Source organism: Mycolicibacterium houstonense (assembly GCF_900078665.2).
Taxonomy (GTDB): Bacteria; Actinomycetota; Actinomycetes; order Mycobacteriales; family Mycobacteriaceae; genus Mycobacterium; species Mycobacterium houstonense.
Genome location: NZ_LT546208.1, coordinates 290,618 through 302,993 on the forward strand (window position 1 = coordinate 290,618; position 12,376 = coordinate 302,993).

A 12,376-nucleotide genomic window follows, 5' to 3' on the forward strand; every position below is an offset into this window, starting at 1 on the left:
CTCGTTGTTTTTTTTTTTTTCAAGCAGAAGACGGCATACGAGATTGGTCAGTGACTGGAGTTCAGACGTGTGCTCTTCCGATCTGCGTCTTTCGGCGCGCGGGTCGGCGTGCACTACGGCAGTCGGGCCGACGCCGCCGAACAAACCGTGCAGCAGATCACCGAAGCCGGCGGCGAGGCGTTCGCGGTTTCGGCGGCCCTCGGCGCAACCGGCGACGCAGCGCAACTCTGGGAAGCCTTCGATCGCCACGCCGACGGTCTCGACATCCTGGTGAACAATGCCGGAATACTGGGCGGGCGAATCGCTTTCGGCGACCTGGACGAATCGACCTACGACGAGATCTTCGCGGTGAACACTCGCGCACCGGTCTTCATCACCCAACAGGGGTTGTCCCGGATCCGCGACAACGGCCGAATCGTCAACATCTCGACACGGTTCACCCACGGCTCCCGGATACCCGAGCTGCTCAGCTACGCGATGTCCAAGGCCGCGCTCGACTCGTTCACTGCCACCCTGGCCAAACACGTTGCACCGCGGGGCATCACGGTGAACGCCGTGGGACCGGGAAGCACCGACACCGACATGAATGCGGCCCGATTGGCCTCCGCGGAGGGCCGGGCAGCCGTGGCGGCACAGTCACCGTTCAACCGGGTCGCCCAACCGGAAGACGTCGCCGACATCGTCGCGTTCCTCGCCGCCGAGGACTCCCGGTGGGTGACCGGGCAATGGATCGACGCCAGCGGTGGGTCGATGCTCTGATGCCGATCGCGATCTGGATCCTCGGCGCTGCGATATTCGCGCAGGGCACAAGCGAACTCATGCTGGCCGGCCTGCTGCCCGAAATGTCGGCCGATCTCGGAGTGACGGTCCCGGAAGCCGGCCTGCTGGTATCGGTGTTCGCGCTCGGCATGCTGATCGGCGCTCCGGTTCTCGCCGTCGTCACCCTGCGTTGGCCGCGCCGGCGGGCACTGCTGGCATTCCTGACGATCTTCGTCCTGGCCCACGTCGCCGGTGCGCTCACCGATTCCTACCCGGTGCTGCTGGCGGTCAGGTTCGTCGCGGCGTTCGTCTACGCCGGCTTCTGGGCCGTCGGCGCGGGTACCGCGATGTCACTGGTCTCCCCCGANGGCATCGGCACCTCGGCGCTGCGGCTGGCGCCCGCGCTGGGCGCATCGCGCACCATCGCCGTGGTGTCCACCGAGGAAAAGGCCGAGATCGCCAGGGCCGCAGGCGCTTCCGACGTGGTGCTGGCCGACGGATTCCGCGACGCGGTGAAGGAACTGACCGACGGCCGCGGTGTGGACATCGTCGTCGACCCGGTGGGCGGGGACCGCTTCACCGATTCACTGCGATCGCTGGCCGTTGGCGGTCGGCTGTTGGTGGTCGGGTTCACCGGCGGCGAGATCCCCACGGTCAAGGTCAATCGCCTGCTGCTCAACAATGTCGACGTGGTAGGTGCCGGCTGGGGCGCCTGGACGTTCTCCCATCCCGGCTATCTCCAGGAGCAGTGGGCCGAACTGCAGCCGCTGCTGGCCGCCGGCGCGGTGGCCGCACCCCATCCCGAGGTCTACCCGCTGGAGCAGGCCGGAGCGGCCATCGCATCCCTGGAAAACCGCAGCGCCAAGGGCAAAGTGGTCCTCAAACTCAGGTAACCGGACTCACGGCAGCGCCCGCGCCGCGATCATGGCGACCCGGTCGAGGGTGGCCCGCGGAACGCGGTCACGAGCGGCTTGGGCGATGCCGCTCAGCGTGGACATGACGTACTGCGCCAGCGCCTGCGCATCGGTGTCGTTCGGCACGTCCCCGGCCGCGATGTCGGCACTGACCTTGTCGGCGAGCTCACTGGTTTTCTGACGACGGATGCGTTGCAGCGCGGCCCGCACGGCCTGATCGGCCGTGCCGTCGTCGCCGCTGACGATGAGGCAGCCGTTGGGCAGGCCACGGCGGGTATAGCGGGCCGGAGCTTCGCGGAGAATGCGGGCGAAGGCCGCTCGGGCGGTGGGCTCTTCCCTCAACGCGGCGTTGATGAATCCGCCGTAGCGCTCGTCGTAGACCTGCACCGCTTCGTTGAACAGACACTGCTTGTCCCCGAAAGCGGCGTAGATGCTGGGGATTCCGATGCCCAGCGCGCTACTCAGATCGCGGGTGGACGTGGCCTCGTAACCGCGCTCCCAGAACAGCAGGATCGCCTTGTCCAGGGCCGCGTCGCGGTCGAAGGAGCGGGGCCGTCCACGTACCGGGGTCACTCAGCCATTCTATAGCGATCGCTAGTTAATGTGCTAGCGTCGAATTTTGTATCGACCGCTAAAGAAAGGAGCGCAACGTGCCCGCTCTGATCGGTAAGACCGCCCTGGTGACCGGCGCCAGCCGGGGAATCGGCCGGGCCATCGCCCTCCGCCTGGCCCACGACGGCGCGCGGGTCGGCGTGCACTACGGCAGTCGGGCCGACGCCGCCGAACAAACCGTGCAGCAGATCACCGAAGCCGGCGGCGAGGCGTTCGCGGTTTCGGCGGCCCTCGGCGCAACCGGCGACGCAGCGCAACTCTGGGAAGCCTTCGATCGCCACGCCGACGGTCTCGACATCCTGGTGAACAATGCCGGAATACTGGGCGGGCGAATCGCTTTCGGCGACCTGGACGAATCGACCTACGACGAGATCTTCGCGGTGAACACTCGCGCACCGGTCTTCATCACCCAACAGGGGTTGTCCCGGATCCGCGACAACGGCCGAATCGTCAACATCTCGACACGGTTCACCCACGGCTCCCGGATACCCGAGCTGCTCAGCTACGCGATGGCCAAGGCCGCGCTCGACTCGTTCACTGCCACCCTGGCCAAACACGTTGCACCGCGGGGCATCACGGTGAACGCCGTGGGACCGGGAAGCACCGACACCGACATGAATGCGGCCCGATTGGCCTCCGCGGAGGGCCGGGCAGCCGTGGCGGCACAGTCACCGTTCAACCGGGTCGCCCAACCGGAAGACGTCGCCGACATCGTCGCGTTCCTCGCCGCCGAGGACTCCCGGTGGGTGACCGGGCAATGGATCGACGCCAGCGGTGGGTCGATGCTCTGATGCCGATCGCGATCTGGATCCTCGGCGCTGCGATATTCGCGCAGGGCACAAGCGAACTCATGCTGGCCGGCCTGCTGCCCGAAATGTCGGCCGATCTCGGAGTGACGGTCCCGGAAGCCGGCCTGCTGGTATCGGTGTTCGCGCTCGGCATGCTGATCGGCGCTCCGGTTCTCGCCGTCGTCACCCTGCGTTGGCCGCGCCGGCGGGCACTGCTGGCATTCCTGACGATCTTCGTCCTGGCCCACGTCGCCGGTGCGCTCACCGATTCCTACCCGGTGCTGCTGGCGGTCAGGTTCGTCGCGGCGTTCGTCTACGCCGGCTTCTGGGCCGTCGGCGCGGGTACCGCGATGTCACTGGTCTCCCCCGACCGGCGCGGCCGCGCGATGAGCGTCGTTGCCGGTGGACTCACGGTCGCCACGGTGATCGGGCTGCCCGCCGGCACCTGGATCGGCCAGAATCTGGGCTGGCGCGGCGCGTTCTGGGCCGTCGCGGCCATGTCCACGCTGGCCGCGGGGGCCGTGCTGGCCGCTGTCCCGACGGCACGCCCCACCACCGCACCGCGGATGGCCGACGAGTTGCGCGGGCTGGCCGTACCCCGGCTGTGGTTGTCCTATGCCATGACCGCGGTCGGCACGGCGGCACTGCTCGGCACCTTCACCTATCTGGGCGCCATGCTGATCACCACCAGCGGTCTGGGATCCGAATGGGTACCGGTGATCCTGTTCGGCTACGGCGCGGGGGCACTCGCCGGGATGGCGGTGGGTGGATATGCGGCCGATCGCTGGCCGCACGGGGTGCTCCTCGTCGGATTCACCGCATTGTGCGTCGTTCTGGTCGGCATCGCCGTCGCCAGCCGCCATGCGCTGCCGGTAGCCGCGCTGAGCGTGCTACTCGGCCTCACCGGTTTCGGTACCAATCCGGCCCTGAACTCGCGGGTCTTCGCACTCGGGGCGTCCGCGCCGACGTTGACCGCCGCCGGAACCACCTCGGCGTTCAACGTCGGAATCGCAGTCGGGCCGTGGCTGGCCGGACTGGCCCTGACCGCCGGGTGGGGCTACCCGGCGGTGCCGTGGATCGGCGCCGTTCTGGCCGTCGCAGCGCTGGCACTGTTCGCCGTGGATGCCGCGCTGGTTCGAGGTCGACATGCCCGCGGAATAGCCGCGAGCCAACCGGTGTTGCGGGGGGCGTGAGTGAACAAGCCGAACTGAGCCCGACCGACTGGGTACGCGAGCAGACCCAACGCATCCTGGAGAACGGCACCACCGACGGAGTCGAGGTGCTCGACCGCCCGATCGTCCTGTTTACGACGACAGGCGCCAAGTCCGGCAAGAAGCGGTACGTGCCGTTGATGCGCGTCGAGGAAAACGGCCGCTACGCGATGGTGGCGTCCAAGGGCGGTGCCCCCGAGCACCCGTCGTGGTACTTCAACGTCAAGGCCAACCCGGCCGTCACCGTGCAAGACGGTGACAAGGTTGTGTCGCTGACCGCCCGCGAACTCTCCGGCGACGAGCGTGAGCACTGGTGGAAGCTGGCCGTCGAGGCCTACCCGCCGTATGCGGAGTACCAGACCAAGACCGATCGACAGATTCCGGTCTTCATCGTCGAGTGACGGGTCACCACCAGCCGAGGGCGTCGGACATCTGCCGAGCCAGCTCGTCGGTGAGCGTGCGCACATAAGCGCTGGAGAGGTGGTGGGCATCGTGGTAGATCAGCACGTTGCCCTCGACCGCCCGGCAGATGGTCGGCCGGCAGACCGCGTCGCTCAGATCCAGCACCTTCATCGTCGGATAGGCGGCGAGGTGGTCCAGCGTCGGATTGCGCTGGGCCAGGGCGTCGTGGCGCGGCAATCCGCACGATTCGGCGTCCCCGCCGGCCGACAGACAGTCGACCGGCGAGAAGAACCAGCCGTCCCGCAGCATCCACGGGGTATCGCGCATGCCGAGCATCGGAATGCCGTTGGCGGACAGTTCATCCCAGATCCCGAGATAGTAGTCGGGCACATAGTCGCCGGGTCCGTTGAGAATCGGGCGGGTCGAGGTGAAGAACACGTAGTCCGGGCGATCGGCGATGATCTGGGCCAGAGCGGCATCCGACCACGTACGGCAGGACGGATACTCCTCGAACGATCCCGCGATGAGCGGCACCGGCTTGGTGGTGAGCGGGCATCCGAGCTTCAGGTAGGTGGTCACCTTGACCCCGTGTTGTCGCCCGATCTGGTGCAGCGCGGTCAGCCAGTGCTCGGAATGTGAGCCGCCGGCCAGCGCGATGGTGTGAGCGCCCTTGGGATCTCCGTAGACACAGCTGACGACCTCGGCACCGGTGAATCCGGTGACGCAGTGGTCGACCGAGGACGGCGGGATGTCGTCGGCGGCTTCCAGCGCAGTCGGCCGCATGGGCAGTTTGGCGACTCGTTGGTTGCCGAGTAGGGCCTGAGCCCCCGGATAGTCCCGGGCCGAGAGCATGCCGAGTTCGGCCCCGCTGGTCCGGGCCAGCGCCACGTGTCCCTGCCACATCAGCGACACCGCAACGAGTGTCACCGCCGTCAGCAGTACCAGCGCGCCCGACATCATCACCGTTCCGGACATTCCCGGCGCCGGTGTCCGCCACGGGCTTGCGGTCAGCCGCGCGGTCAACAACGCCGCCGCCGCGGCGGCCACCGCGACCGCGGCGCCGTCGACCAGACCGACGGAATCGTCGTTGACGGTGGCCAACCAGAAGATCAGCAGTGGCCAGTGCCACAGGTACAGCGGATAGGCCATCGCCCCGGTCCGAATCAGCGGGGCGCTGTGCAACCAGCCCGGCCTCGCCGGGGCGCCGCAGATGATGACCAGCACCGTCGCCGCCACGGGAATCAGCGTCCACCAGCCGGAGGACTGCCCGCCCGGGTCGGTGAACACACCGCACCACACCAGTACCGCCAACCCGAACCCGGCAATGCAGGTGCGCAACCGGTCCGGCCACCGCACTCCCGCCGCCGGACCGGCCACGAACGCCGCCGTCAGCATCCCGGCCAACAGCTCCCACGCCCGGGCGCCGGTGCCGAAGTAGGCGAGCATCGGGTTGTGCGGCTGCGTCGTGACGGCATGGTAGAGCGACGCCGCCATCGCGACCGCGGACACGGTGATCAGCACTCGTCGCGGGCTTCGACCCCGACGGATCGTCAGCGCGGCCACCACAGCGGCCACCAAGAGGAATGCGACCGCGAATTGGCCCAGCACCGACACCGCCCAGAGGTGGTGCAGCGGGGTCACGGTCTCACTGGCCCGCACGTAGTCATCGGCCGTCTGGAGCAGATGCCAATTCTGGTAGAAGCCCAGACCGGCCAGGGTCTGATCGGCGAAGGCCTCCCAGCGGGTCTGCGGCTGGAGCAGCACGGTCAACACCGCGCAAACGGCCAGCACCAACACCAAGGGCGGCAACAGCCAGCGCGCCAGCCGACCCGCCTCCGCGATCAGCGTGCGCGGTCCGGTGTCGAGGCGGCGCAGAACCCGAGCTCCGAGGAGAAAACCCGACAACACCAACAGAATGTCCACGCCGATGACCGCCCGGCCCATCCAGAAATGGCAGATGACCACCATCACGACGGCCACACCGGCCAACCCGATCAGGCCGTCCCGGACCTGTCCGCCGACGGCAGGAACGCGAACCGGATCGTCAACAATCACCTGCACGGTCAACTTCCCCTGGGATTTCTTCGCCGGTTACTGACGAAACCACCCCGTGGGCATGCCGTTCGCCGCACCGAGCATAGGCCACAGCCGCGGACGGTCAGGTTCGCCCGGCGCCGCCTATATCGGACAACCGTGCTCTTCTGTGTGTACGGACTGGCCATAGGCAGATCGGTCCGGCAAACCTAACCTTGAGGCATGACCGCCACCGCTGCCCCGGCCGCCGAGAAGTCCACGTACCGGCCGCTGGAGTTGTTCGATACCGATCGGTTGCTTGATCAGGATGAGCGTGACATCGCTGCGACGGTGCGCCAGTTCGTCGAGACCCGGCTCAAGCCGAATGTCGAGGGCTGGTTCGAATCGGCCACCCTGCCGCGGGAGTTGGCCAAGGAGTTCGGTGATCTGGGGGTGCTGGGCATGCACCTGCAGGGCTACGGCTGCGCGGGCACCAACGCGGTCAGTTATGGGTTGGCGTGTATGGAGTTGGAGGCCGGGGACAGCGGGTTTCGCAGCTTTGTCTCGGTGCAGGGGTCGCTGTCGATGTTCTCGATCTACCGGTTCGGTTCCGAGGAGCAGAAAAACGAGTGGCTGCCGCGGTTGGCCACCGGTGAGGCGATCGGTTGTTTCGGCCTGACCGAGCCGGACTTCGGTTCCAACCCGGCCGGCATGCGCACCCGCGCCCGCCGTGACGGCAGCGATTGGGTGCTCAACGGCACCAAGATGTGGATCACCAACGGCAACCTGGCCGATGTGGCCACGGTGTGGGCGCAGACCGACGAGGGGATTCGCGGGTTCCTGGTGCCCACCGACACCCCGGGGTTCACCGCCAACGCCATTCACCGCAAGCTGTCGCTGCGGGCCTCGGTGACCTCGGAGCTGGTGTTGGACAATGTGCGGCTGCCCGCCTCGGCGCAGCTGCCGTTGGCCCAGGGATTGTCGGGCCCGTTGTCGTGTCTGAACGAGGCCCGGTTCGGCATCGTGTTCGGGGCGCTGGGCGCCGCGCGCGACAGTCTGGAGTCCGCGATCGCCTACACGCACAGCCGTGAGGTGTTCGACAAGCCGTTGGCCAGCTATCAGCTCACCCAGGAGAAGCTGGCCAACATGACCGTGGAGCTGGGCAAGGGCATGTTGCTGGCGATTCATCTGGGCCGGATCAAGGACGCCGACGGGGTGCGGCCCGAGCAGATCAGCCTGGGCAAGCTCAACAACGTGCGCGAAGCCCTGGCCATCGCCCGCGAATGCCGAACCCTGCTCGGCGGCAGCGGCATCACCCTGGAGTACTCACCGCTGCGCCATGCCAACAACCTCGAATCGGTCCTGACCTACGAAGGCACCTCCGAGATGCACCTGCTCGCCATCGGCAAAGCCCTGACCGGCCAAGCCGCCTTCCGCTGAACCGGGCGAACACGGCGGTCACCGGCGTCACGCCGCCGCGCAATAGTGATGGCGGCCACGCTTCGCACCCGAATTCGGTTGGGCTGTAGCGAAACTCACACTCTAAGAATTGCTTTCACAGACCGGAACCGAGGAGCATGGAAGCGTCCCCGCCTCGGGCGATCCCCGTGGTGTGGACGTCAACGACAACGAGTACCCGTGATCCGGGGCACTTTTGAGGAGTGAGAAGAATGTCCTTCGCACAGTTTCGCGCCAACCAGAAGCGCGCCAACACGCGGCGCCGCCTCTACGCGCGGATCAACGAACTGCCCAACTCGACGGTTCGTGAAGAGTTGATCGCAGTCGTCCAGCGGTACGAGCTTCAGGATGCCGATCGCTGACATCACGAATCCGCTGTACAGAGCCGGTGGCCCACAGGCCCCCGGCTTTGTTGTTTCGGCAGGCATTCGGTCAGCCTCGGCCGAAATACGGCATGGCCCGGGCCATCACCGTCAGCGACGGCACCGATACCTCCAGCGGCAGATCGACCAGATGCGCCACGGCGCGCGCCACATGCACGACGTCGAACGTCGGCTCGGCCGCGAGGCTTCCATCGGCCTGCGGAGTCTGGTGGCTGAATCCGGCCGTCATATCTGTTGCGGCATTGCCGATGTCGATCTGGGTGACGCAGATGTCGATATCGCGCAGATCCAACAACATTGACGCGGTCAACCCGCTCATCGCGTGTTTGGTGACGGTGTAGGCAAGGCTGCTGGGGCGAGGCCGATGCGCGGAGATCGATCCGTTGTTGATGATCCGGCCGCCCCTGGGAAGCTGAGCGGCCATGACGCGGGCGGCTTCCCTGGCGCAGAACACCGCGCCGTCGACGTTGGTGCGCCACGTCGAATGCCATTGCTCATCGTCGATGTCGGCGATCGAAGCCGACGGACCGAAGACCCCGGCATTGTTGAACAACACGTCGACGCGACCGAACGTCGACACCGCGTCGGCGAACAGCGCGCGCACCGAGGCCGAATCGGTGACATCGGTGACCACGACGCGGGCGTTCGGGTTCCCGCCGGCGACCTCCGCCAGCGGTTCCGGGCGGCGGCCGGCCAGCACCACACGGTGGCCGGCGTCCAACAACACCTCGGCCGTCGCGCGGCCGATGCCGCTGCCCGCTCCGGTGATCACCACGACTTTCTGGGCTTCCTGCACGGGCTCGATTGTGCCCGACCTCGCCTCGGCGCATCCGGGATCGCCGGTTGCGCCGAGGCGAGGGAGCTCAGTTGAGCAGGTAAAGACCTACCGTGCCACCGTCATTCACGGCATAGACCGCTTCACCCGGACCGGCACCGGCCGCGTTGGCTGCGGCGACCGCCGACGGGGCATCGGCATGGTTGCCCGTCCAGTGCCACGTCCGGCCTCCGGTGCCCGTGTGATTGTCGAAGATGTAGAGACCGACGGTTCCCCCGTCATTGACCTCGAAAATTGCCTCACCGGGGCCCGCGCCCGAGGCCGTCGCCGCAGCCGCCGCTGACGGTGCGTCCCCGTGATTGCCCGTCCATCTCCAGCTCATGTTGTCTCCTGTGTCGAGTACGGATGCCCCATGGTCGATGGGCACATCCACTGTCGACTGCCGCCACGGCAGCCGGCACGCGTAGTGCGCTACTCGACTGTCACGATGGGCTTCGCGCTCTCCCCACGGTCACGGAAGACGATCCCGCGCACAGATTTCCAACCAGGTTGTGCGTCAGCGGGGTGTGAGTGGGCGGGGCGGGTCTACCTGTCATCAACGTCGNGGTGTCGGGTTGTGAACCGGTGCCGGATCAGCCGGGTTGTTGATACCCGGCCGGCCCCACACCCCGAGGACCGCAGCCAGATACGCCGCCGTCTCCGGATCCAACCAACCCTGCACATGAACCAACCCGTCAGGATCCTGCTTCCCCAACCGCAACCCCCGCAAATGAGCAGCAACATCAGGACTATCACCGTCCTGATTCAGCAGATACAACAGCTTGTCCGCCGCCGCCTTCAACGCTTCAGGAGTATCGCGCCTGGCCGCGGCCACCAGATCCGACTCCACCTGAGCCAGATCACCAGCGCCCACATACTTTTCGGCCTTCGCCAAGGTGTCACGCACGATCGCGACGTGATCGGCGCTGATCGACCCCGACAACAACGCCTGAGCACACCCCGGCAACACCGGCGCCAACTCCTGACCGGTCACCGCATAACGCGGACCCAGATCCGCGGCCACCGCCACCCGCCGGGCCGCTTCCTTACGACTGATCCGCATCCGCGTAGCAAGAACATCCGTCCAGGACTTGCCCCCCACCTCGTGCGGACTGCTCCGCGCCATCAACGCCGCCTGGATCCGATGATCAATCATCGCCTGCGTACGCGCCTGCAGCTCACACTCAGACTGCATCGCCAACAACTCCGCAGTGTCGAACCCGGTGAAATCCGCCTCGACCAGCGCCGCCGTCGCCGCACGGTGACCGGCCAACGCGGACTGCACCGCATCCCGGCTCTGCACCAACCCCACCACCATGATTCGAACACTAGTTCGAACCGATGACAAAAACCCCGCAACTGTGACTCATGGGACCAAAGCGGCCAAAGTTTTTCGACGCGCTAGTGCGTCGGCGTGCCTCCGGCCGGACTCGGCCGCCGCGCCGTGAAGAACGACGTGACCACCGCGATCACACTGATCACCGCCGCAGCCATGAACGCCGCGTGCACACCGGGCAGATCCGGGGCCCCGCCCGACCGCGATGCCTTGGTCATGACCGTCACGAACAGCGCGGTGCCCGCCGCACCGCCGACCTGCTGCAGCGTGGTCAGGATGGCACTGCCGTGGGAGTACAAGCGGTCCGGCAGGACCGCGAGCGCATCGGTCATCAACGGGGTGAACATCATCGACAGGCCGACCATCATGACCGTCTGCAGGACCACGAGTTCCCAGATCGGCGACGCTGCGGACAACAGGGTGAAACCCCACAACGACACACACAGCAACATCGATCCCGGCACGACGAGCAGGCGCGCGCCATGGCGGTCATAGGCCCGCCCGACAATGGGGCCCGCCACACCCATCAGGAGGCCGCCGGGAAGAGTCGCCAGACCGGCGANCGACGCTGGTGGTCCAGCCGAGCCCGACCAGGCGGTTGTCGGGCCCACAGCTCAGCGCGAGGCCAGGGGCGTCGGTCTGTCCGCCGTGTTGCCAATCAGCCTCGGCGTGATGGACCTGACACTCATCGGCCGCCACGGTGCACCCCGGCCGGGTACACCCGCGATCCCGGTCATAGAGCAAAAGCCGTTGCGCCCTGGTGGCCAACCGTTTGGTGCGGGCCATGTACAGCGGCTCAGCGGTGTGATGTTGGTACACGACGAGGTAGTGAAAGCTGTGCGAGGCCAACCGGATGAGATCTGTCATCGGCATCCGGATGCCCGAACCGGTGACCGCGATCCCGGCGCCGGCCTCCAACTCCGCCAACGTGGTCGACACCACCACCGTGACCGGAAGACCGCCATGCTGCCCGAGCCGCTTGGACATCAACACCTCCCGCAGCACCGCCTTGAGCGCATCGTGATTGCGCTGAGCCTGAGTCCGGGTATCCCGACTCGCCGCTGCCTCCTGGTCCTGCCGGCCTTGCACGCTGCCGTCCTCGACGAAGGACTCGGACGCATCGACGTCGGGCATATCGGCACCGGCAGCCGCCAGGTCCGCCTTAGGCGCATCGGCACCGGGATCTGGCGTATCAGCATCAGGGGCAGTCATATCGGTATGCGCCACCTCGGCCTCGCCCTCGGACACATCGGCATCCGCCACGTCGGCGTGGGCGTCGGACGCATCAGCGTCGGCGTCGGCGTCGGCGTCGGCACCGGCATCTGGAGCTGGCACGTGGGCCGCGGGCACATCGGCACCAGCCTCTGGCACGTCAGCCGCGGGCACATCGATACCAACGTCCGCACCGCCGTCGGCATCCGTGTCGGCGTCGGGCACATCGGCCTCGGGCTCCGGCACGTCGGCGGCTGGCGTATCGGTATCGGTATCGAGCGGGTTGGGTGTCGGGTTGTGAACCGGTGCCGGATCAGCCGGGTTGTTGATACCCGGCCGGCCCCACACCCCGAGGACCGCAGCCAGATACGCCGCCGTCTCCGGATCCAACCAACCCTGCACATGAACCAACCCGTCAGGATCCTGCTTCCCCAACCGCAACCCCCGCAAATGAGCAGCAACATCAGGACTATC

General features: G+C 67.0%; 13 protein-coding genes. 6 read left to right on the plus strand and 7 right to left on the minus strand.

The window, feature by feature from the left end; genetic code table 11:
• Nucleotides 1–758 precede the first annotated feature (758 nt).
• Complete coding sequence (locus BN4332_RS34740; RefSeq protein WP_084459449.1) at nucleotides 759–1,652, plus strand: MFS transporter; 894 nt, start codon at nucleotides 759–761, stop codon at nucleotides 1,650–1,652.
• A gap of 6 nt (nucleotides 1,653–1,658) precedes the next feature.
• Here BN4332_RS34740 and BN4332_RS29400 read toward each other — a convergent pair whose 3' ends face one another.
• Nucleotides 1,659–2,246 carry a TetR/AcrR family transcriptional regulator gene (locus tag BN4332_RS29400; protein ID WP_066903339.1) on the minus strand — a complete coding sequence of 196 codons (588 nt, stop codon included), beginning with the start codon at nucleotides 2,244–2,246 and terminating at the stop codon, nucleotides 1,659–1,661.
• 77 nt (nucleotides 2,247–2,323) lie between these two features.
• Here BN4332_RS29400 and BN4332_RS29405 point away from each other — a divergent pair, with 77 nt between their 5' ends.
• Genes BN4332_RS29405 through BN4332_RS29415 form a run of 3 tightly spaced genes read left to right on the plus strand, consistent with a single transcriptional unit; the run spans nucleotide 2,324 to nucleotide 4,685 of the window.
• A complete protein-coding gene (locus tag BN4332_RS29405) occupies nucleotides 2,324–3,076 on the plus strand; it encodes an SDR family oxidoreductase (protein WP_066903341.1) in 753 nt (250 codons plus the stop codon).
• Entirely contained in the window at nucleotides 3,028–4,266 is a 1,239-nt protein-coding gene (locus BN4332_RS29410) for a Cmx/CmrA family chloramphenicol efflux MFS transporter (RefSeq protein WP_338066808.1), read from the plus strand. Before BN4332_RS29405 ends, BN4332_RS29410 begins: the two co-directional genes overlap by 49 nt.
• Nucleotides 4,263–4,685, plus strand: coding sequence for a nitroreductase family deazaflavin-dependent oxidoreductase (locus BN4332_RS29415; RefSeq protein ID WP_066903345.1), 423 nt, complete (start codon nucleotides 4,263–4,265; stop codon nucleotides 4,683–4,685). Before BN4332_RS29410 ends, BN4332_RS29415 begins: the two co-directional genes overlap by 4 nt.
• Nucleotides 4,686–4,689: 4 nt before the next feature.
• On the opposite strand, the gene BN4332_RS29420 is transcribed toward BN4332_RS29415, so the two are convergent.
• A complete protein-coding gene (locus tag BN4332_RS29420) occupies nucleotides 4,690–6,747 on the minus strand; it encodes an acyltransferase family protein (RefSeq protein ID WP_066903347.1) in 2,058 nt (685 codons plus the stop codon).
• A gap of 195 nt (nucleotides 6,748–6,942) precedes the next feature.
• On the opposite strand from BN4332_RS29420, the gene BN4332_RS29425 reads away from it, so the two are divergent.
• Nucleotides 6,943–8,139, plus strand: coding sequence for an acyl-CoA dehydrogenase family protein (locus tag BN4332_RS29425; protein WP_066903349.1), 1,197 nt, complete (start codon nucleotides 6,943–6,945; stop codon nucleotides 8,137–8,139).
• Nucleotides 8,140–8,369: 230 nt separating this feature from the next.
• On the plus strand, nucleotides 8,370–8,519 hold the full coding sequence (locus BN4332_RS29430) for a hypothetical protein (RefSeq protein ID WP_096867160.1): 150 nt from the start codon (nucleotides 8,370–8,372) through the stop codon (nucleotides 8,517–8,519).
• Between the two features lie 70 nt (nucleotides 8,520–8,589).
• Here the strand turns inward: BN4332_RS29430 and BN4332_RS29435 are convergent, their stop codons facing one another.
• From BN4332_RS29435 to BN4332_RS35680, 5 genes are all read right to left on the minus strand, one after another.
• Complete coding sequence (locus BN4332_RS29435; protein ID WP_066903355.1) at nucleotides 8,590–9,336, minus strand: SDR family oxidoreductase; 747 nt, start codon at nucleotides 9,334–9,336, stop codon at nucleotides 8,590–8,592.
• Between the two features lie 67 nt (nucleotides 9,337–9,403).
• Nucleotides 9,404–9,697 (minus strand): hypothetical protein, encoded by a 294-nt coding sequence (locus BN4332_RS29440; RefSeq protein ID WP_066903357.1) that lies wholly within the window; start codon nucleotides 9,695–9,697, stop codon nucleotides 9,404–9,406.
• Nucleotides 9,698–9,910: 213 nt separating this feature from the next.
• Nucleotides 9,911–10,672, minus strand: coding sequence for a DUF222 domain-containing protein (locus BN4332_RS29445; protein WP_066903359.1), 762 nt, complete (start codon nucleotides 10,670–10,672; stop codon nucleotides 9,911–9,913).
• 83 nt (nucleotides 10,673–10,755) lie between these two features.
• Nucleotides 10,756–11,211: an MFS transporter gene (locus tag BN4332_RS29450; protein WP_235654328.1), complete on the minus strand. Its 456-nt coding sequence runs from the start codon at nucleotides 11,209–11,211 to the stop codon at nucleotides 10,756–10,758.
• The gene (locus tag BN4332_RS35680; RefSeq protein WP_084459450.1) at nucleotides 11,180–11,902 is read right to left on the minus strand and encodes an HNH endonuclease signature motif containing protein; all 723 of its coding nucleotides are present in this window, start codon (nucleotides 11,900–11,902) and stop codon (nucleotides 11,180–11,182) included. The genes BN4332_RS29450 and BN4332_RS35680 overlap by 32 nt, the downstream gene beginning before the upstream one ends.
• Between the last annotated feature and the right edge of the window lie 474 nt (nucleotides 11,903–12,376).

What these genes read in the sequence shown, in the direction of transcription:
- BN4332_RS29425 (WP_066903349.1), top strand. Translation starts at nt 6,943, where the DNA reads ATGACCGCCACCGCTGCCCCGGCCGCCGAGAAGTCCACGTACCGGCCG.
- BN4332_RS29430 (WP_096867160.1), top strand. Translation starts at nt 8,370, where the DNA reads ATGTCCTTCGCACAGTTTCGCGCCAACCAGAAGCGCGCCAACACGCGG.
- BN4332_RS29440 (WP_066903357.1), bottom strand. Translation starts at nt 9,697, where the DNA reads ATGAGCTGGAGATGGACGGGCAATCACGGGGACGCACCGTCAGCGGCG.